Source organism: Pseudomonas fluorescens group sp. (genome assembly GCF_020093335.1).
Classification (GTDB): domain Bacteria; phylum Pseudomonadota; class Gammaproteobacteria; order Pseudomonadales; family Pseudomonadaceae; genus Aquipseudomonas; species Aquipseudomonas petroselini.
Window position 1 is genome coordinate 1 of the sequence record NZ_JAIOKW010000014.1, and the last position, 19,724, is coordinate 19,724.

13 protein-coding genes and 1 pseudogene are annotated in these 19,724 nt (G+C 61.7%); 4 read left to right on the forward strand and 10 right to left on the reverse strand.

What is annotated here, in order from left to right:
- Positions 1-430: 430 nt before the first annotated feature.
- Positions 431-1,594 carry a type III PLP-dependent enzyme gene (locus K7431_RS16260; RefSeq protein ID WP_012722179.1) on the forward strand — a complete coding sequence of 388 codons (1,164 nt, stop codon included), beginning with the start codon at positions 431-433 and terminating at the stop codon, positions 1,592-1,594.
- A gap of 41 nt (positions 1,595-1,635) precedes the next feature.
- On the opposite strand, the gene K7431_RS16265 is transcribed toward K7431_RS16260, so the two are convergent.
- Together K7431_RS16265 and K7431_RS16270 are read right to left on the reverse strand one after the other, a co-directional pair.
- Positions 1,636-3,117: a M10 family metallopeptidase C-terminal domain-containing protein gene (locus K7431_RS16265; protein WP_052308616.1), complete on the reverse strand. Its 1,482-nt coding sequence runs from the start codon at positions 3,115-3,117 to the stop codon at positions 1,636-1,638.
- Positions 3,118-3,325: 208 nt separating this feature from the next.
- A pseudogene (locus tag K7431_RS16270) lies at positions 3,326-3,490 on the reverse strand (hypothetical protein); the annotation flags it as partial.
- A gap of 166 nt (positions 3,491-3,656) precedes the next feature.
- Between K7431_RS16270 and K7431_RS16275 the strand changes: the two are divergent.
- Positions 3,657-6,182, forward strand: a complete 2,526-nt coding sequence (locus K7431_RS16275) for a PepSY domain-containing protein (RefSeq protein ID WP_012722176.1) — start codon at positions 3,657-3,659, stop codon at positions 6,180-6,182.
- 70 nt (positions 6,183-6,252) lie between these two features.
- Here the strand turns inward: K7431_RS16275 and K7431_RS16280 are convergent, their stop codons facing one another.
- The 4 genes from K7431_RS16280 to ptsP form a co-directional block, all read right to left on the reverse strand.
- The gene (locus K7431_RS16280; RefSeq protein WP_012722175.1) at positions 6,253-7,794 is read right to left on the reverse strand and encodes an alkaline phosphatase D family protein; all 1,542 of its coding nucleotides are present in this window, start codon (positions 7,792-7,794) and stop codon (positions 6,253-6,255) included.
- Positions 7,795-7,986: 192 nt separating this feature from the next.
- Positions 7,987-9,699: a PTS fructose-like transporter subunit IIB gene (locus K7431_RS16285; RefSeq protein ID WP_043204768.1), complete on the reverse strand. Its 1,713-nt coding sequence runs from the start codon at positions 9,697-9,699 to the stop codon at positions 7,987-7,989.
- An 11-nt stretch (positions 9,700-9,710) separates the two neighbouring features.
- Positions 9,711-10,631 (reverse strand): 1-phosphofructokinase, encoded by a 921-nt coding sequence (gene pfkB, locus K7431_RS16290; protein ID WP_012722173.1) that lies wholly within the window; start codon positions 10,629-10,631, stop codon positions 9,711-9,713.
- Entirely contained in the window at positions 10,632-13,490 is a 2,859-nt protein-coding gene (gene ptsP, locus K7431_RS16295) for a phosphoenolpyruvate--protein phosphotransferase (RefSeq protein ID WP_012722172.1), read from the reverse strand.
- A 293-nt stretch (positions 13,491-13,783) separates the two neighbouring features.
- Between ptsP and cra the strand changes: the two genes are divergently transcribed.
- Both cra and K7431_RS16305 read left to right on the forward strand, forming a co-directional pair.
- Positions 13,784-14,779 (forward strand): catabolite repressor/activator, encoded by a 996-nt coding sequence (gene cra / locus K7431_RS16300; RefSeq protein WP_012722171.1) that lies wholly within the window; start codon positions 13,784-13,786, stop codon positions 14,777-14,779.
- A gap of 2 nt (positions 14,780-14,781) precedes the next feature.
- Complete coding sequence (locus K7431_RS16305) at positions 14,782-15,558, forward strand: TatD family hydrolase (RefSeq protein WP_012722170.1); 777 nt, start codon at positions 14,782-14,784, stop codon at positions 15,556-15,558.
- Here K7431_RS16305 and K7431_RS16310 read toward each other — a convergent pair.
- The 4 genes from K7431_RS16310 to ampD all read right to left on the reverse strand — a co-directional run bounded on the left by K7431_RS16310 (position 15,508) and on the right by ampD (position 19,723).
- Positions 15,508-15,936 carry a hypothetical protein gene (locus K7431_RS16310; protein WP_012722169.1) on the reverse strand — a complete coding sequence of 143 codons (429 nt, stop codon included), beginning with the start codon at positions 15,934-15,936 and terminating at the stop codon, positions 15,508-15,510. The genes K7431_RS16305 and K7431_RS16310 overlap by 51 nt on opposite strands.
- 129 nt (positions 15,937-16,065) lie before the next feature.
- Positions 16,066-18,096 (reverse strand): methyl-accepting chemotaxis protein, encoded by a 2,031-nt coding sequence (locus K7431_RS31435; RefSeq protein ID WP_012722168.1) that lies wholly within the window; start codon positions 18,094-18,096, stop codon positions 16,066-16,068.
- Between the two features lie 230 nt (positions 18,097-18,326).
- Positions 18,327-19,163, reverse strand: coding sequence for a regulatory signaling modulator protein AmpE (ampE, locus tag K7431_RS16320; protein ID WP_012722167.1), 837 nt, complete (start codon positions 19,161-19,163; stop codon positions 18,327-18,329).
- Positions 19,160-19,723 (reverse strand): 1,6-anhydro-N-acetylmuramyl-L-alanine amidase AmpD, encoded by a 564-nt coding sequence (gene ampD / locus K7431_RS16325; protein WP_012722166.1) that lies wholly within the window; start codon positions 19,721-19,723, stop codon positions 19,160-19,162. Before ampD ends, ampE begins: the two co-directional genes overlap by 4 nt.
- Between the last annotated feature and the right edge of the window lies 1 nt (position 19,724).

Consider the following 19,724-nt stretch of genomic DNA (forward strand, 5'->3'; position numbering starts at 1 on the left):
GGCGGTGTTTCAGTCACTTCATCAGTCACTGATCCACCGCCATCGGGGCAAGCCCCCTCCCACATTTAGCCTCCGGTGTGTCAGGGAAATGCCCTCAATTTCCCTTCTGCGGGGAACATCATTCCGTCACACCGGTCGGTTACATAAGTAGCTGCACGGCATCGCGCGACGAACGCGTGCAAAAACGCGACATTTTTAGTTGATCTATGGCCCCTCACGTCCTAAAGTTCGCGCCGAACGTCCATGCTGGAAACGATCCATCCGGCTCAAGTACTGACGACGAGACAGCAAGGCCAAGGGACGCAAGTGATCCCATGGCCTTTTTGCTTTCGGCGACATGCCTTGGGAAGTAGGCGAACCAAAGTGGGGATACGGAGGACGTTCATTTGCACCCATTGCTAATTTCAGTTTGCCCTTAGGAGTTCCCAGCATGTCGATCAATGTCGAAGATTATTTCGCGCGCGCCACGTTTGACAAAATGAAGGCGTTCGCCGACAAGCAAGAAACCCCATTCGTGGTGATCGACACCGCGATGATCAGCCAGGCCTACGATGACCTGCGCGCCGGTTTCGAATTCGCCAAGGTCTATTACGCCGTCAAGGCCAACCCGGCCGTCGAGATCATCGACCTGCTCAAGGATAAAGGCTCAAGCTTCGACATCGCGTCGATCTACGAGCTGGACAAAGTGATGGACCGTGGCGTCAGCCCCGACCGTATCAGCTACGGCAACACCATCAAGAAATCCAAGGACATCCGCTACTTCTACGAGAAGGGCGTGCGCCTGTTCTCCACCGACTCCGAAGCCGACCTGCGCAACATCGCCAAGGCCGCGCCGGGTTCGAAAGTGTATGTGCGTATCCTCACCGAAGGCTCGACCACGGCTGACTGGCCTTTGTCGCGCAAATTCGGCTGCCAGACCGACATGGCCATGGACCTGCTGATCCTCGCCCGCGACCTGGGCCTGGTGCCGTACGGCATCTCGTTCCACGTCGGCTCGCAACAGCGTGACATCAGCGTGTGGGACGCGGCGATCGCCAAGGTCAAAGTGATCTTCGAGCGCCTGAAAGAAGAAGACAATATCCACCTCAAGCTGATCAACATGGGCGGCGGCTTCCCGGCCAACTACATCACCCGCACCAACAGCCTGGAAACCTATGCCGAAGAAATCATCCGCTTCCTCAAGGAAGATTTCGGCGACGACCTGCCGGAAATCATCCTGGAGCCGGGCCGTTCGTTGATCGCCAACGCCGGCATCCTGGTCAGTGAAGTGGTGCTGGTGGCGCGTAAATCCCGTACCGCCGTCGAGCGTTGGGTGTACACGGATGTGGGCAAGTTCTCCGGCCTGATCGAAACCATGGACGAAGCCATCAAGTTCCCGATCTGGACCGAGAAAAAGGGCGAGATGGAAGAAGTGGTGATCGCCGGTCCTACCTGCGACAGCGCCGACATCATGTACGAGAACTACAAGTACGGCCTGCCGCTGAACCTGGCGATCGGTGACCGTTTGTACTGGCTGTCCACCGGTGCGTACACCACCAGCTACAGCGCGGTTGAGTTCAATGGCTTTCCGCCGCTGAAATCGTTCTACGTGTAAGGCCGCGAAAAAGGGCCCATGACAGGTCATGGGCCCTTTTTTTATACCACTACATCCTTGCGAACAACTTTTCCTTGCACGTCAATGCACATGTCCATCCTGCCATCTCCGGTGGTATCCAGCCTGAAGAACGTTCGCCCAAAGGCACGGTCGTAACTCACCAGTACATCACCCGGTTTGGTAAGAAACGTCGGATTGACTGGATCCTGCGGTTTACTGTGATCAAGTGGCAATTGGGAGACGAAGGTCAGAGTCCCTAATTTCTTGCTCAGCCCTGAAAGATCAATCTTGTCTTTGCCGCTGACAAAATCCATCACCCAGTTCGCTTTTCCGCTGGACGCGCCGTCAAAGACAAATGTGTTCGGCCCCGCACCACCCCACATCTGTGCTCCTCCACTGCCCCCGTACATGACATCCTCGCCAGGTCCGCCTCGGAGCACATTGAAGACTTCATTGCCGATCAGGATATTCCTGCCTTTGCCGCCCCTGGCCTCTTCGATCACGGCCCCCTCAGCGATGCCGACATTACGACTCAAGCCTCCGACCGAGGACAGCGAGCCTGCATTGAGGTTAATCACTTGGTTTTGGCTGAACCCTGAGAAATCGAGCGTGTCCCAACCGCCGCCATCCCAGACGGCAAACAGCGGTTTGTCGTCGGAAGAAGTAAGGCTGGAGTGTTCTCGGCCAGAGTTAGAGTTGAAACCGTAAGTAGTGTCGCCCGCGCGCGTGGCGTGGTTGGCACCGTAGGTTTTTTGCAGGGCTGCTATGTCATCGATCATCAGGCTGACCGGCCCCCCACTGTCTTCCGCCTCGGAAAATAACGGGGTGTTGTAGCTCATGATTGAGTAATTTTTCCAATTTTCCTGATAATCGGGAAGACCTTCCTCCTCGGAGTCGCCGTGGGGATGACTCAAACCCACAATATGCCCGATCTCGTGAATCAAGTTTTCACGCCAGATGTCATCTCCAAATCCTTCAAGAAAACCGCCGTCTTCTTTTTCGTTGAACCGGCTCGCCTGATCCGTATTGCGCATCCAGACATGCCCTGGGCGCTCAGGACCCTGGGGATCTGGAAAAAAACCGGACCCCCGGATGGGGCTGACGTTACTGCCAGTGTCATAACCATTGTAAATCAGATGCCCCTCAGCGCCGCCGCCGGCCTTTTCGGTGAACGATATATTGGCAATATCGGCATACTCTTGTTGCGCGGTCCTGACATAGTCTTTTTGACGAGCATTTAACGGAACAAATTTTCGGGCCTTGTTGCGGCTATCGATTTGGTCTTTTTTGAAGCTGTCTGGCTCAACGGTCGAGAACTCATAAGTTAACTCCGTCCTGCCGTTATGGTTGCTATCGTGCCAACGGTGACCTGTTCGAGTAAGCCGATCGGCGACCTCCTTGCCGGTCAGCGAAAGTTCCTCATCTGCAGAGGATGGCTCTTTACCCCGCTCATTACGGCTGAGTTGCCGTTGCACCAATTCGTAACCCGTGCGCGAAACAGGGGGTTGAGTGACAGACGTCATGGACATTGCTCCTTGCTTTGTTAAAGACGGTGCCCGAGTTGTGGCACCTGTTTATCGACTAGCGACAAACAGGAACGTTGTCATCCCGCCTTGCAGCAAAGAATCTGTCTTCTCCTGACAGAGCCACGAAAAAGTAAACGCGCTGGGCAAGAAGCCTGAGTCTTTATGCGTAAGAAAAAACCACTTCGCGGGGTTGTTCAGCCACCTGAACAGTGCGATGGCTGTCTTCGCGCACCAGGCTTTGCGTCCAGAAGAACGCGGCGTAGCGCGCGCCACGGGCGCACGGCGCTGTCGACATGAACAGGGGGGGCTGCCACAAACGCTCCAGCATCGCCGCGCCGATTTCCTTGGCCAGCGGGTGGACTTCGGACAGGCACTGCTGTCCACCCGGTTCCACTTCTAAGCAGCAGCGCCACGCAGCAAAAAGCCCCACGCATCGGATGCGTGGGGCTTTTGCGTGTTAAACAGAATGTTTCTCGACAAGCCACGGCATAATGCGCGCCGTGCCCTACCCATTCAGACAGACGAGGCGGTTAGACGTGTTGAAGAAAACCCTGTTCCAGTTGCACTGGTTCTTCGGCATTACCGCCGGGCTGGTGCTGGCCTTGATGGGGATCAGCGGGGCTGCGGTCTCGTTCCAGGATGAAATGCTGCAAGCGCTCAACCCCAGCGTACTGACCGTGGAAAAACGCGACGCCGGCGTACTGCCGCCCGCCGAACTGGTGCGCAAGCTGGAGGCCACTGAAGGCCAGACGGTGGCCATGCTGTTCGTGGAAAGTGAAAGCGGCAAGGCTGCCCGCGTGTTCTTCACCCCCCCGCCTGGCGAACGCCGTGGTCAGTTGCGTTATTTCGATCCGTACACCGGCGACTACATGGGTGACGTGGTCGGCCAGGACGTCTTCGGGTTCCTGCTGCAATTCCACCGTTTCCTCGTACTGGGCGACACCGGGCGCAACATCACCGGCGCGTGCACGCTGATCCTGGTGTTCTTCTGCCTCTCCGGCTTGTACCTGCGCTGGCCGCGCCAGGCGGCGAACTGGCGGGCCTGGCTGACGTTGGACTGGCGCAAAAAAGGCCGCGCCTTCAACTGGGACCTGCACTCGGTATTCGGCACCTGGTGCCTGCTGGCCTATCTGTTTTCGGCGCTGACCGGTTTGTATTGGTCCTACGACTGGTACAGCCAGGGCCTGACCCAACTGCTGTCCGACGCCCCGCAACATGAACGGGTTCGCAAGCGCGGCCCGGCGCCCGAAGGTGCCGCGCCGGTGGCCAATTACGCGGCTATGTGGAGCAGCATCTACAGCAACGCCGGCCCCGGCCTGAGCGCTTACAACATCCGTATGCCAGCGGTCGCCGGGCAACCGGCCACCGTCTTCTACTTGCTGAAAGACTCGCCCCATGACCGCGCGCTGAACCAGATCAATCTGGACCCGGCCACTGGCGAGGTCAAATCCCACGACCGGTACGCGAGCAAAAGCCTCGGCTCCAGACTGCTGACCAGCGTCTACGCCTTGCACACCGGCAGTTACTTCGGCCTGGCCGGGCGGATTGTCCTGACCGTCAGCTCACTGCTGATGCCGTTGTTCTTCATCACCGGCTGGCTGCTGTACCTCGACCGTCGCCGCAAAAAGCGCCAGGTGCGTGATGCCCGCAAAGGTCTGAGCGCCAACCACAGCGACGCCCCGGCCTGGCTGATCGGCTTTGCCAGCCAGAGCGGTTTTGCCGAACAGCTTGCATGGCAAACGGCAGGGCAATTGCAGGCGGCCGGTTTGCCGGTGAAGGTGCAGCCGCTGGGCAGCGTCAGCCAGGACGACCTGCGCCAGTCGGAAAATGCGCTGTTTGTGGTCAGCACCTTCGGCGACGGCGAAGCCCCCGACAGCGCCCGCGGCTTCGAGCGCAGCGTGCTCGGCCAGGACCTCTCCCTGAGTGGCCTGAACTACTCGGTGCTGGCCCTGGGTGATCGTCAATACGAGCACTTCTGCGGCTTTGCGCGGCGCCTGCACTTCTGGCTGACCAATCAGGGCGGCAATCCCTTGTTCGCCCCGGTCGAAGTGGACAGCGGTGACACCACCGCCCTGCTGCACTGGCAACAACAACTTGGCCAGCTCACCGGCCACGCCCCGGCAGCCGCTTGGCCGACGGCCCAGTACGAAAACTGGACGCTCAGCCAACGCACCCTGCTCAACCCCGACAGCAGCGGCTCGCAGGTCTATTTGCTGGGCCTCACCTCGCCTGCGCCACACACCTGGCAAGCCGGTGACCTGGTTGAAGTGCTGCCCCGCAATGGTCCTTGGGCCATCGAACACTTTCTCGAAGGCCTGGGCCTGGCCGGCAGCGATGCCGTAGTGTTCGAAGGCTTGGCGCAGTCCCTCAACCAAGCCCTGGCCACCCGCCAACTGCCGGATAACCGCGCTCATCTGGTGGGCCTGCATGCCCAGGCGCTGGTGAACGCGCTGGTGCCCCTGGGCATGCGCGAATACTCCATCGCCTCGATTGCCAGCGAGGGCGTGCTGGAGTTGATCGTGCGCCAGGAGCGCCACCCCGACGGCAGCCTGGGCCTGGCGAGTGGCTGGCTCACCGAGCACGCCGCCATCGGCTCAAGCATCAGCCTGCGCCTGCGCCGTAACAGCGGTTTTCACCTGCCGGAGATGCCGGTGCCCCTGATCCTGCTGGGCAACGGCACCGGCCTGGCAGGCCTGCGCAGCTTGCTCAAGGCGCGCATTGCCGACGGCCAGCAGCGCAACTGGCTACTCTTTGGCGAGCGCAATATCGCCCACGACTACCTGTGCCAGGACGAACTGCAAGGCTGGCTGGCCAGTGGTGATCTGGCGTTGCTGGACTTGGCGTTTTCCCGCGATCAGGAAGAGAAAATCTATGTGCAGGATCGCCTGCGTGAATCGGCCGAGGTGCTGCGTAAGTGGCTGGCGGAGGGCGCGGCGATTTATGTGTGCGGGAGTTTGCAGGGGATGGCGGCTGGGGTGGATCAGGCGCTGGTGGACATTCTCGGCAATGAAGCCGTGGAACGGCTGATCGAGCAAGGTCGCTATCGCCGGGACGTCTACTGAATCCCTGACGTAACCACAATCAAACTGTGGGAAGGGCAAGCCCCCTCCCACAGTCTTGATTGCCTTCCAATCAGGCCGGTTGGAGTTTTTGTTCGAATACCGAGACGCCATCCAAATCCCGCAGGATCACCGTCAACTCCGCCGTCTGCCCATCAATCTGCACCTCGCCAAAAAACTGAAAACCCGCGAACGGCGAGGTGTTCTGCGCCGGCGGTGCCTTCTCGAACACCACCTCGGGGCCAAAGGTCTTATCCAGCGGATTGGGCCCGAAGCTCCCAGCATTCAACGGCCCGGCGACAAACTCCCAGAACGGTTCGAAATCCTGGAACGCCGCACGGTCCGGGTGATAGTGATGCGCGGCGCAGTAATGCACATCGGCCGTCAGCCACACATGGTTGCGCACCTGTTGCGCCCTTAAAAAGCCCAGCAACTCGGCGATTTCCACTTCGCGACCTTGCGGCGCACCGGGGTCGTTGTTGGCGATGGCCTCCCAACGCGCCACACCGGGGCTGACCTCACCATCAGGCACACCGAGGCCGATGGGCATGTCGGCGGCGATCACTTTCCACTGCGCCTGGGACGCCTTGAGTTCGCGCTTGAGCCAGTCCAGTTGTTCGCGGCCGAGGAAGGGCTTTTCAGCGCCCAGGTTGTCATCGTTGGGTCCGCGATAACTGCGCATATCCAGCACGAACACCTCCAGCAGCGGGCCATAGCTGAGCTTGCGATAAATCCGCCCGCCCGCATCCGCGCTCTGCCGGCGCATCGGTGAATACTCCAGCCAGGCCTGGCGCGCACGCCCCACCAAGGTGTTGATGTCCTTGGTCTGGTAACGCTCATCCAACTGCTTGCTTGGCGACCAGTTGTTCACCACTTCGTGGTCGTCCCACTGCCAGATCTGCGGCACCTCGGCGTTGAAGCGGCGCACGTTTTCATCCATCAGGTTGTAGCGGTAATTGCCGCGATATTCATCCAGGGTTTCAGCGACTTTGCTCTTGGCCTCGGTGGTGATATTGCGCCAGATGCGACCGCCTTCGGTGGTCAGCTGCGCCGGCACCGGGCCGTCGGCGTAGATGGTGTCGCCGCTGTGGATAAAGAAGTCCGGCAGGCGCAGGCGCATGGCTTCGTAGATGCGCATGCCGCCAATCTCCGGATTGATACCGAAGCCCTGGCCAACGGTGTCGCCGCTCCACACAAAACGGATGTCGCGGCGTTGTTGCGGCACGCTGCGCAGGTGGCCGAACCAGGGTTCGCTGGCGACGCCGGTCTGGGCGTCTTCAAAATGCACGCGGTAGAAAATCGCCTGGTCGGCGGGCAATCCGGTGAGTTCAACACGGGCGGTGAAGTCGGTGCGATTGTCGGCCAGGGGCGAGACGAATCGACGCGGGTTGCTGAAGACGCTGCGGGTGTCCCACTCCACTACCATGCGGGCCGGGCGATCGCTGCGGCTCCAGATCATGGCGCGATCGCCGAGCAGGTCGCCGGACTGTACGCCGTCGGTGAGTTGCGGGCGATCCTTTACCGAAGCGATCACTGCCGGGGCCAAACCCGGCAACAACAGACCGGCGCCGACGGCTTGCATCACACGGCGACGGCCGAGATCGAAGTGGCTCATGCAGGTGCCCTCTTGAGTATCAAAAGGGCAACTTAACCACGAGCGGATGAAGCGGTTATGACACTGATCGTGTGATCAGTGGAGATCAAATGTGGAAGGGGGCTTGCTCCCGATGACGGTGTGCCAGGCAATAAACATTTGACTGATCCACTGCTATCGGGAGCAAGCCCCCTCCTACCGGTTTGAGCGGTGTCAGGCCTTGGCGGGGGCGACGGCCAGCTCTACCACATCCGGACGCTTGATCAGCGCATACACCACACCGGTCAGCACGCTACCGGCGACAATCGCCAGCAGATACAGCAACGCATGGTTCATCGCATTCGGAATCACCAGCACAAATAAGCCACCGTGGGGCGCTGCCAGTTTGCAGCCGAAGTACATCGACAGTGCACCGGTCAAGGCGCCGCCGGCAATGCTGGCCGGGATCACACGCAACGGGTCTTTGGCGGCGAAGGGAATCGCGCCCTCAGAGATAAAGCACATGCCGAGAATCATCGCCGCCTTGCCGGCCTCGCGTTCGGTCTGGGCGAACTTGCGGCGCGCCAGGAACGTGGCGATGCCCATGCCAATCGGCGGCACCATACCCGCGGCCATGGTCGCCGCCATCGGCGCACCACTGGACGCCGCCAGTAAACCGACAGAAAACGCATACGCGGCCTTGTTGATCGGCCCGCCGAGGTCGACACACATCATGCCGCCCAACAGGATGCCCAGTAGCACCGCATTGGTGGTGCCCATGGTGCTGAGGAAGTCGGTGAGGCCGGTGAGCAGGCGCGCCACCGGGGGGCCGACCAGGTAGATCATCGCCAGGCCGGTAAACAGGCTCGCCAGCAACGGAATGATCAGGATCGGCTTGAGTGCCTCCAGGCTCTGCGGCAACTTCACCGCACGGGTGATCAGCTTGACGCAGTAGCCGGCCAGGAAACCGGCAAAGATACCGCCGATGAACCCCGCGCCCAAGGTACCCGCCAACAAGCCGCCGATCATGCCGGGCGCAATGCCGGGACGGTCGGCAATCGAGTAGGCGATGTAGCCCGCCAGCAACGGCACCATCAGCATGAAGGCACGGTCGCCGACAGTTTTCAGTGCCGCCGCCAGGGTGCCTTCCTGTTCAAAGGCGTGGATGCCGAACACGAATGACAAGGCAATCAACAACCCGCCCGCCACGACCATCGGCAACATGAACGACACCCCAGTCAGCAGGTGTTTATAGACGCCGGTTTTTTCCTTCTTGGCCACCGCACCGCTGGCTGCGCTTTCCACCGCGCCTTCCGCGAGGGCCTTGTTGAGGGTGGCTTCGGATTGCTTGAGGGCGATGCCGGTGCCGCAACGGTAGATTTTCTTACCCGCGAAGCGCTCGGTGGCGACTTCAATATCGGCGGCCAACAGCACCACATCAGCCTCGGCAATGGCTTGCGGGCTCAACGGTGTACGGGCACCGACCGAACCTTGGGTCTCGACCTGCAGGTCATAGCCCAAACGCTTGGCCGTCTGCTGCAAAGCTTCGGCCGCCATGAAGGTGTGGGCGACGCCGGTCGGGCAGGCCGTGATCGCAACGATGCGCGGCGCCTGCTTGGCCGCTTGTTCCGTGGCGACATACACCTGCGCCTCTTGCGCGCCGCGACGCAGTACGGCGTCGACATCCGCCAGCGCCTGGGCCGGCGTGCTCTGGAACACGCGCTTGCCGACAAACCGCTGCATATCCACAGGGGTGCTGCTGACCAGCAACACCCATTCGGCATCGTCGAGGGTGGCCTGGGACAGCTGGCGTTCCGGACGTTGCACATCCACCACTTCCACGCTGGTACTCCAGCCTTGGCGCTGCGCGGCGGCGTCCAACAAGCGGGCGCACAGCACACTGGTGACCATGCCGTTTGGGCAGGCGGTAACAATGGCTAACTTCATCACAAACCCTCTTATTGTTCTGTCAGCGTGCGCACAACAACGCCGCTTTCGAGGCGCGCCAACTGCGCGTCATCGCTGATGCCAAAACCGATTTGCGTCACCGCCATTGCGGCAATCGCCGTGGCGCGGCGCAGGGTCTGCTCCGGCGTATCGCCGCTGAGCAAGCCGTGCAGCATCCCGGCCAGCAGCGAGTCGCCGGCGCCGACGGTACTGGCCACCGTCACCTTAGGCGGTGTGGCGTGCAGCGTCGCATTCGAGCTGTACCAGCTCACGCCCGCGGCGCCGTCGGAGACCACCACATGTTCCACGCCCTGCAGGTGAAGCTGGCTGATTGCATCCGGGGCATGACCCAGGGCATCGGCCAGCTCTTCGGTATTGGGTTTGACCAGCCACGGGCCAGCTTTCAGACCGGCGCGCAGCGCTTCGCCGCTGGTGTCCAGGGCGACTTTCAAACCGAGGCTTTTCAGTTCCGTCACCAGGCGTTGAAACCACTGCGCACTGACGCCGCGTGGCAAGCTGCCGGCCACCACCACCGCATCAAAACCGGGAGCAATCTGCGCCAGTTTCTCCAGCAAGGCGTTCTGCGCCTGCTCCGTCACCTGCGGCCCCGGCGCATTGATGTCAGTGACCCGGCCATCCTGCTCGGCAATCTTGATATTGCTGCGCGTCTCTCCCGGCACACGGACGAACGCATCGCCAAACCCACGGCTGGCGATCAGTGCATCGAACGCCTCGGGGTTTGCGGCGCCGAGAAAACCGCCCACGCTCACGTCATGGCCCAGATCGGCCAACACCTGCGCCACGTTCACGCCCTTGCCGGCGGCATGGGTCAGCAGGGTGTCGCTGCGGTTGACTTCACCCGGCTCCAGGCGCGCCAAACGCACCGTCAGGTCCAACGCCGGGTTCAGCGTCAGGGTCAGAATCCTTGCCATCTACACGGCCTCCACTAGGGCACGCACTTCGGCGGGCGAGCCCACCGCCAGTGCTTTTTGCGCCAGGCCCTGGGCCTCGCTCAGACTGAATTCGCGCACGCGCGCCTTCACTTCGGGAATGCTGCGGGCCGACACGCTCAACTCATCCACCCCCAGGCCGATCAACACCGGCACCGCCAGCGGGTCTGCCGCCAACTCACCACACACGCCGACCCATTTGCCATGGGCATGGGCGGCGCGCACGGTGATGTCGATCAGCTGCAGCACCGCCGGGTGCAGGCCGTCGGCCTGGGCGGACAGCGTCGGGTGACCACGGTCGATGGCCAGGGTGTACTGGGTCAGGTCGTTGGTGCCGACGCTGAAAAAGTCGACTTCCTTGGCCAGCACCGGGGCGAGCAATGCCGCCGACGGCACTTCGATCATGATGCCCAGTTGCAGGTCCGCCACCGGGATTTCCAGGCGCAGGCGTTCGGTCATGTCACGGGCCGCACGCCATTCATCGACGCTGCCGACCATGGGGAACATGATGCGCAGCGGACGGTTATCCGCAGAACGCAGCAGCGCACGCAATTGCGCTTCCATGATCTGCGGGCGTTGCAAGGTGAGACGAATGCCGCGCACGCCGAGGAAGGGGTTTTCTTCCTGGGCAATCGGCCAATACGGCAGCGGTTTGTCGCCTCCCACATCAAGGGTGCGCACCACCAGCGGGCGACCGCCGAGGCCTTCTAGCACACGACGGTATTCGGCTTCCTGGGTGGCTTCGTCCGGCGCTTGCGGGTGGGCCATGAAAATCAGTTCGGTGCGCAGCAAGCCGATGCCTTCGGCGCCCTGCTCCACCGCGCTGGCAACACCGGCGCTTTCGCCGATGTTGGCGAACACTTCCACGGCGTGGCCGTCACGGGTCAGCGCCGGTTCATGGCGTTGCGCCGAAGCGGCTTGCAGGCGCTGTTCGCGGGTGTCGCGTTCGACCGTGGCGCGTTGCAGGGTGGCGCTGTCGGCGTCCACATGCAGGCGACCGCGCTGGCCGTCGAGCAACAGCGGCGTGCCGGAAGCCAGCAGCAACACCGCCGGGCCGGCGCCGACCAAGGCTGGAATACCGAGGGCACGGGCGACGATAGCGCTGTGCGCCGTCGCGCCGCCACGGGCGGTGAGAATGCCGGCGACGCGCGCCGGATCAAGCCGTGCAACGTCGGACGGACCGACTTCGTCCATCACCAGGATGTAGGGCTCGCTCGGCTCCTGGGCGGTTTCAACACCGCACAGTTGCGCCAGCACACGACGGCCGACATCCCGCAGGTCGGCCGCGCGCTCGGCGAGCAGGGCGTCCTGCAACGACTCCTGCTGCTTGGCGGCGGCTTCAATCACACTCATCCACGCCGCTTCAGCGCTTTCGCCTTGCTTGAGGCGGGTGTCGACTTCGTCGGTGAGTTCCGGGTCGTCGAGCATTTCCTGGTGGGTGATGAAAATCTCGCGGATCGCCTTGGAGGGGTTGCGTTCGATCAGGCCCTGGATATCGGTGCGCACCTCACTCAAGGCGCTGTGCAGGCGCTGGCGCTCGATGGCGCAGGATTCTCCGCGCAGTGGGTAGTCGAACGTTTGCTGAACCTGGATATGCGCAGGGCCGATGGCGATGCCCGGCGCGGCGGCGATGGCCTGGATCTGGCTCCCGGCCAATGGCGCGCTGATCACCGGTTCGATATCGAGGGCTTCGGGCTGGGCGCTCAGGGTCGGCAGTGGCTCGACGTCTTCGCCCAAGCCCTCCTCCACCGCCGCCAGCAGCGCGGGCAGTGCGTCGCCGGCAATGGTCGGCTCGGCGACAAACTCCAGCACCTGGCCACGTCGAGCGCCGAGGCTCAACAGTTTGCTCAGGCTTTTCACCGACACGGCGCCCACTGGGCCATCGACGATGCGCACACGCACATCACCGTCAAAATTTTTCGCCAACTGGGCGAGGATCTTCGCCGGCCGCGCGTGCAAACCGTGGGCGTTGGCCAGGGTGATGCGTGCGCTGGGCCAGTCCGGAGGCAGTTCACCGCCGAGCACTTCGAGGACCGCGCGGCTGCTGGTGGCGCGGCCAAGCTCTTGGCCACGCCCTTCGATCAGCAAGGCGCACAAGCGTTCAAGCAAGGCCTGGTGGGCTTCACCGAGGCTGGCCAGGCAGAACAGGCCATTGAGCGGCTGACCGAGGTAGCGCATGGGTTTGTCCGGGGTGACAAACGCCAGGCCCGGGCGCTTGACCGTCTGCTCGCTGTGCAACCACCACAGGCCATCGCCCAGGGGCAGCGCATCCACCTGCTGCAACACCGCGGCGAAACCATTGCTCACACAATCGGCCTGACGCAGCAGGCGTGCACCGCGCCAAACCAGCTCTTCGAAGTCATCGGCGGACACGCCCAGGCTGATCATCTGTGCATCCAGCGCCAGTTCCTGCGGCGCGCCTTGCAACAGTTTCAGCAACGCTTCGGCGGTGCCGGCACGGCGCAACGCCTGGCCCAGGTCGGTTTCGCCGAGGGCACGGGTGAGCAGTTGCAACAGGCGCAGGTGTTCGTCGGATTTGGCGGCAATGCCGATGGCCAGGTATACGATCTGGCCGTCGCCCCAGTCCACCCCTTCGGGGAACTGCAGCAGGCGCACGCCGGTAGAGAACACCTGGTCGCGGGTTTCAGGGGTGCCGTGGGGGATGGCAATACCTTGGCCCAGGAACGTCGAGCCCTGAGCTTCACGGGCTTGCAAACCGCTGAGGTAACCCTCGGCGACCAGGCCATCGGCCACCAGTTTTTCAGCGAGCAGGTGCAAGGCAGCAGACTTATCCACAGCCACCTGGCCCATGGAAATCTGCTCTACAGTGAGCTCAAGCATGCCGTTCTCCTAGTTAGTGCAGTGGCGCACTAGGTATTGTTTTAAACAAACAGTGTAAGGGGTGCTCATAAATAACTGACTGAGCAGTCAATTGGCAGTGGCTACTCAGTCGCGAACGTCGTAAAAATACGCTGGCTGAAACGTTTAATCTAGAGTTTATGGAAGACTACGCGTTAATTGCGCATCCTTGAACAACCACTCGGCACTTGAGCTGAGACATAGGTCCAGTGCTGGAATCGGTTACGATTGGACAAAATGTCGGGGCAAGCTCCAAAAAACAAGGAAATCCCGGTTTGAAACTCAGTGATATCGCACGTCTCGCCGGTGTGTCCGTGACCACCGCCAGCTACGTCATCAATGGCAAGGCTGAACAGCAACGCATCAGCAACGCAACCGTCGAGCGGGTGCGCGCCGTGGTCGAAGCCCATGGCTTTACGCCCAACCCCCAGGCCGCCGGGCTGCGCAGTCGGCACACGCGCACCTTGGGTTTTATCCTGCCCGACCTGGAAAACCCCAGCTACGCACGCATCGCCAAACTCCTGGAGCAAGGCGCTCGGGCGCGTGGCTATCAGTTGCTGATCGCCAGCTCCGACGATGAGGCCGACAGCGAGCGCCAATTGCTGCAACTGTTCCGCGCCCGGCGCTGTGATGCGTTGTTCGTCGCCAGTTGCCTGCCGGCCAGCGATGACAGTTACCGCGAGTTGCAAGCCAAGGGGCTGCCGGTGATTGCCATCGACCGGGTGATGGGCGCGGATCAATTCTGCTCGGTGGTCAGCGACGACCGCCAGGCTTGCAAACAATTGACCAGCAGCCTGCTGCAACCGTTGCCCAAACAGATTGCGTTGATCGGCGCACGGCCCGAACTGAGCATCAGCCAGGAACGTGCCGCGGGTTTCCGTGAGGCCCTCGAAGGGTTCACCGGCGAGGTGATTGTCGAACACGGTGAAGCCTTCAGTCGCGACTGCGGCCGACAGCTGATGGAGCAACTTCTACAGCAACTGGGGCATTTGCCTGACGCGCTGGTGACCACCTCCTATGTGCTGCTGCAAGGTGTGTTCGACGCCCTGCATGACTTCCCGCTCAAGTCGCGCCCGCTGCGCCTGGGCACCTTTGGTGATACGCAGTTGCTGGACTTCCTGCCGTTGCCGGTCAACGCCATGGCCCAGCAACATCAACTGATCGCCGACACCGCCCTGCGCCTGGCGCTGGCCGCTATCGAAGAAGAGCACTACCAACCAGGCGTACACGCCATCGGCCGGACGTTCAAGCAGCGTATTCACGAGGCTTGAGCGTGGAGCTGATCGACACCCACACCCACCTGGATTTCCCGGCGTTCGACAGCGACCGCCGGGACGTCCTCGCCCACAGCCGGACGTTGGGCGTGCGGCGCATGGTGGTGTTGGGGGTGTATCAGCAGAATTGGCAGCGCCTGTGGGACTTGGCGCAAGCGGATGAAGGAATATTCGCTGCCTTTGGTTTACACCCGGTGTACCTCGATGAGCATCAACCCGCCGACCTTGTGCAATTGGGCGACTGGTTGACGCGCCTGCACGGCCACCGGCAGCTGTGCGCGGTGGGCGAGATCGGCCTGGATTACTTCCTCGAACAGCTGGACCGCGAACGCCAGCAACGCCTGTTTGAAGCCCAGCTCAAGCTGGCGGCGGACTTCCGATTACCGGCGTTGCTGCATGTACGTCGCAGCCATGCCGCGGTGATCGCTACCCTCAAGCGCATCCGCCTGCACCGCGGCGGCATCATCCATGCGTTCGCCGGGAGCCGCGAAGAAGCCCGCGAGTACATCAAGCTCGGCTTCAAGCTGGGTTTGGGCGGTGCCGCCACCTGGCCCCAGGCCCTGCGTATGCACAAGGTGTTGGCGCAACTGCCGCTGGACGCGGTGGTGCTGGAAACCGACTCCCCTGATATGGCGCCCGCCATGTTTCCCGGTCAACGCAACAGCCCCGAGCACCTGCCGGACATCTGCACCGCCCTGGCCGAGCGCATGGGCATCAGCCCGTTGTTACTGGCTGAGGCGAGCACACGCAATGCGTGCGAGCTGTTCAATTGGTAGCACCGGCGTGACCACTTGCAGGTCCAGCGTCATTCGCTGCCGGTAGCGGGCGTAGCGCAGCACCAGGAAATGCATCAGCAGCATCACCAGCGAGACGTTGAACTGACCGATCACGCTGATCAGCCCCACCCACTCCGCCACCAGCGCCACAATCAGCACCATGCAGGTGAACACCACCATGCTCGGTTGCACCAGCGCCCAATGGTCCAGCGCCTTGAACTGGCGCAATTGGCGGGGGCAGTTCAACTGCACGATCCGTTGGCAGTACGGGCAGTCGAAAGGCTCTTGGATCGCGATGGCATTCAGTTGCCACGGCTTGAGTTCAAACCTGATATCACAATGGGCACAATGCCCTTTGATGCCGATCGCAGTGGTCATCGTCGTCGCGCTCCGTTGAACCTGAATTTGATTGAAACAAATTCTCCCCCCTTCACGCGGCCAGAAAAGGGACTCCGTGAAATCAGGACAGGCACTACACCAACAAGAGCTAATTCCCACACCACGGCCTTACACGCGAAACGCACCGATCAAGTGCTTCAACTCAATCACCTGCATCGACAGTTGCCGGCTCGCCGCCTCGGTCTGGTGCGCTCCTTCGGCGGCGTATTCGCCAGCCCGATTGATGGCCACGATGTTCTGGTCAATGTCGTGGGCAACGGCGGTCTGTTGTTCCACGGCGGCGGCGATCTGCTGATTCTGATCAACGATCATCCCTACGGCGCCGAGGATATTTTCCAAAGCCTGCTGGACTTTTTCCGACTGACCCACGGTGCCGTTGGCCATCTCATGGCTGCTGCCCATGGCCCTTACTGCCGCCGCCACACCGTCTTGCAAGCGGCTGATCATCTGTTCGATTTCCTCAGTGGAGTGCTGGGTGCGCCGGGCCAGGGTGCGCACCTCGTCGGCCACCACCGCAAAACCACGCCCCTGCTCACCGGCCCGCGCCGCCTCGATGGCGGCATTGAGTGCCAGAAGGTTGGTTTGCTCGGCGATGCTTTTGATCACTTCCAATACGCTACTGATGGACTGGCTGTCGGTGGCCAATTGGTTGATCACCCGCACCGACTGATCGATCTCCGAGGCCAGCCGCGCAATGCTGCCCTGCTGGGATTGCACCAAGCCACGGCCGCTGACGGTTTCGTCGTTGACGCTGTGAGCGCTGCTGACCGCCGTCGCCGCGCTGCGCGCGACCTCCTGGGCAGTGGACGACATCTGGTTCATGGCCGTCGCCACCTGCTCGATCCGGGTACGCTGCCCGGCAACCGCCTGATTGCTCCGGGCCGAGACCGTTTCCACCTGGCCGGCCTGGCGTTCAACCTGGCTGACGGTGTGCCCGACGCGCTCGATCAAGTCATGGATCTTCGCCACAGTGCCGTTGAACAGCTGACCCAGGTCGCCCAGTTCATCGCGGCTCTGGGCGACAAACGTGACGGTCATGTCGCCGGCCGCCACCTTGTCCATCATCGCGCCCAGCCGGCGCAGCGTGGTGCGGGTGGAGGCATAGAAGCCTGCGTACAGATAGAAGATCAGCAAGAACACCGCCGTCAGGGCAGAGACCAGCACCACCATATGCGTGCGATTCTGCGCCAGGCGCTGCTCCAACTGCTGCTCCAGGAACGTCAACGTGGCGTCGTCAAGCTGGTAGGTCCGGGCCATCAGTTGGCTGACGCTGTCGTAGAATCCCTGCCAGGGCGCGTCGAGGGTTTCGGCCATCACCACCTGTTCCTCAAACAACTCGCTGCCTTGCTTGAGGCTGGCACTGCTGGCCTGGGCCAGGCTGTCTAGCGTCGCGTGGGCGGCGTTGCTGGAGCCCAGGGCATCCTGCAACTTCAGGCCATATTCGGCTTGGAGTTTTTCCAATTGCTGCAGCAGTTCGTCAAAGCGCGTACTGGACGCCGAATTGAGAAACCCCTGGCCCAGGGAGTAAGCGCCCATCGCCCGACCTTCGCCGAGGGTCTGGGTGACCTGCGGGGTGACGCTGGTGATCAGTGCGCTGAGCTGGCGCAGATCACTCTGGGAATCGCGGCTCAAGCCGGATTGACTGGCGATGATCTGGCTGAGCATCTGGGCCTTGTTGAGCAACTTGCCGATCAGTGCACTTTTGCTCAGCAGCGACGTTTCCTGTTGCTGGGCCTTGAAGGCCGCAATCAACTCGTCGCGCTTGGCGTCAAACGCGGTGATTTGCTCAGGCTCGGTGGTCATGGCATTGAGGCCTTGCAGGCGGGTCAGCACGCTGTGTTCCAAGGCGCTGATCTTGCCCTCAAGGTCACCGGCCTTGCCGGATTGACCAAGGGTCGCGTTGATCTGTACTTGGTTGTTGAGGGTTTCCAGGTCGCGGCGCAGGGCCAGGCTGCTGCCGAGCAAGTCGAGGCTTTGCAGTTCCACACGGGTCCCCTGGAATTCACGCCACGAATCACGCACCAGGTAGTAGTTGGTCGCCAGCATCGGCAGCAGGAACAACACACTGATCAAACTGAACTTCATGCCGAAGCTCAGGCGGTTCATCAACGCGACGGCGGGATAGAGCAAGCTCTTCACTGTGAACTCCCCTTCTTTTATTTTTATTGAGGCGCAGGGCGGCAGTTAGCCAGCATCTGTATAGCTCAATTTGAAAGGGAGTTTTGTAACTTAAGGTTAACGAAAGGAGGGGCACCACGGAAACAATGCGGGTTCACTCAGGATCCGGTGGGGCTGCTTCGCAACCCAGCGCAGGGCAAGCCTGCTCACTACAGCAAGCCCGGCCCCACATTTTTTGAGTGCGTTCGCAGTCAGGGCAACACGGTCCAGATCGCAAACCCGGCATACCACAGCACCGCCGCACGCAGCAGCAGCTCCCATATCCGGTCCAGGCTGTTGATGCCATCGGGACCTACCGCCGGCGGCGGGATTTCGGCAGCGACCAAGCCGACTTTTTCCACCAGTTCAGCGGCGCTGATGTCCCAACTCAGCAGTTCGTGCAGCATCACGCGACCGACTGCGACGAAGTTGCCCACCAGGGCAAAACTGGCCGCCAGCAGGCGTACCGGCAACCAGTCAAATGCATGACGCAGTTGCCCGGCACGCTCAGCCACCAGGGGGTTCTTGCTGTGTTCACTGGCCAATGCGAGCAGGCGGTACGCCAACGCGGCAACCGGGCCCAGCAGGAAATACCAGAAAATCACCGCGAAAAAGCTCTGGTAGGCCTGCCACAACAGATGGCCCTGGACGCGTTCGAGCAATTGCTCGCCACTGTCGGCGCTCAGGTTCAGGTCACGCTCAGCGACATGCTCGGCCGCTTGCAGGTCGCCACGTCGCCAGGCATCGCGGAAGGGTCCGAGCCCGGCGAGCAGATCACCGCGGCCCAGGCTGTAGATCACAACCAGCAGGTGCACCGGCAGTGCCAGCAGTCCGTAGGCCACCGGTTCCAGTACCAGCAGCAACAAGGCCAGTAGCGCGACGGGGAACAACACCAGTAACGCCAGAATCAGCCAGGGTTGCTTGCCCATGCGGGGGCTCGATTCCAGCTTGGCCAGTTCGCGCAACCAACCGCCATCACGTTGCAATCGCTGGCGCAGCGCCGAGAACTTCTCGATCCATACGGCCAGTACCAACACCAGGAAACTCATCGTGCGTGTCCTCCATCCTGCAGGGCGCTGCGAAAGCGCGTCCAATCAAAAGCGGGGCCGGGATCGGTCTTGCGCCCCGGGGCGATATCGCTGTGACCACACACGCGCTGGGGAGTAATGTCGGGGTAAGCCGCCAGCAACTGGCGGCTCAGATCGATCAGCGATGCGTATTGGGCATCGGTGAACGGCAGATCATCCGTACCTTCCAGCTCAATCCCCAAAGAAAAGTCATTGCAGGTTTCTCGCCCCTCGAACTGCGAGACCCCGGCATGCCAGGCCCGATCGAGGCAGGATACAAACTGCGTCACCGTACCGTCGCGCTCAATCAGAAAATGCGCGGACACCCGTAGGGCGGCAATCCCTTCAAAGTAGGGATGTTCCGTGACATCCAGGCGATTCTGGAAAAATTCCTGCACTTTGCCAGTGGCGAACTGCGCCGGTGGCAGGCTGATGTTATGCACCACCAACAGTGAGATTTCGCCTGTGGGGCGCTCGTTGAAGTTGGGTGAAGGGCAATGACGGATGCCCTCGCACCAACCGCTGGTGGGGTCCAACTGCATA

Bases quoted from the DNA above. Each gene is read 5' to 3' on its own strand.
- K7431_RS16260 (WP_012722179.1), top strand. From the start codon at position 431: ATGTCGATCAATGTCGAAGATTATTTCGCGCGCGCCACGTTTGACAAA.
- K7431_RS16265 (WP_052308616.1), bottom strand. From the start codon at position 3,117: ATGACGTCTGTCACTCAACCCCCTGTTTCGCGCACGGGTTACGAATTG.
- K7431_RS16280 (WP_012722175.1), bottom strand. From the start codon at position 7,794: ATGAGCCACTTCGATCTCGGCCGTCGCCGTGTGATGCAAGCCGTCGGC.
- K7431_RS16285 (WP_043204768.1), bottom strand. From the start codon at position 9,699: ATGAAGTTAGCCATTGTTACCGCCTGCCCAAACGGCATGGTCACCAGT.
- pfkB (WP_012722173.1), bottom strand. From the start codon at position 10,631: ATGGCAAGGATTCTGACCCTGACGCTGAACCCGGCGTTGGACCTGACG.
- ptsP (WP_012722172.1), bottom strand. From the start codon at position 13,490: ATGCTTGAGCTCACTGTAGAGCAGATTTCCATGGGCCAGGTGGCTGTG.
- K7431_RS16310 (WP_012722169.1), bottom strand. From the start codon at position 15,936: ATGACCACTGCGATCGGCATCAAAGGGCATTGTGCCCATTGTGATATC.
- ampE (WP_012722167.1), bottom strand. From the start codon at position 19,163: ATGAGTTTCCTGGTGTTGGTACTGGCCGTATGGATCGAGAAGTTCTCG.
- ampD (WP_012722166.1), bottom strand. From the start codon at position 19,723: ATGCAGTTGGACCCCACCAGCGGTTGGTGCGAGGGCATCCGTCATTGC.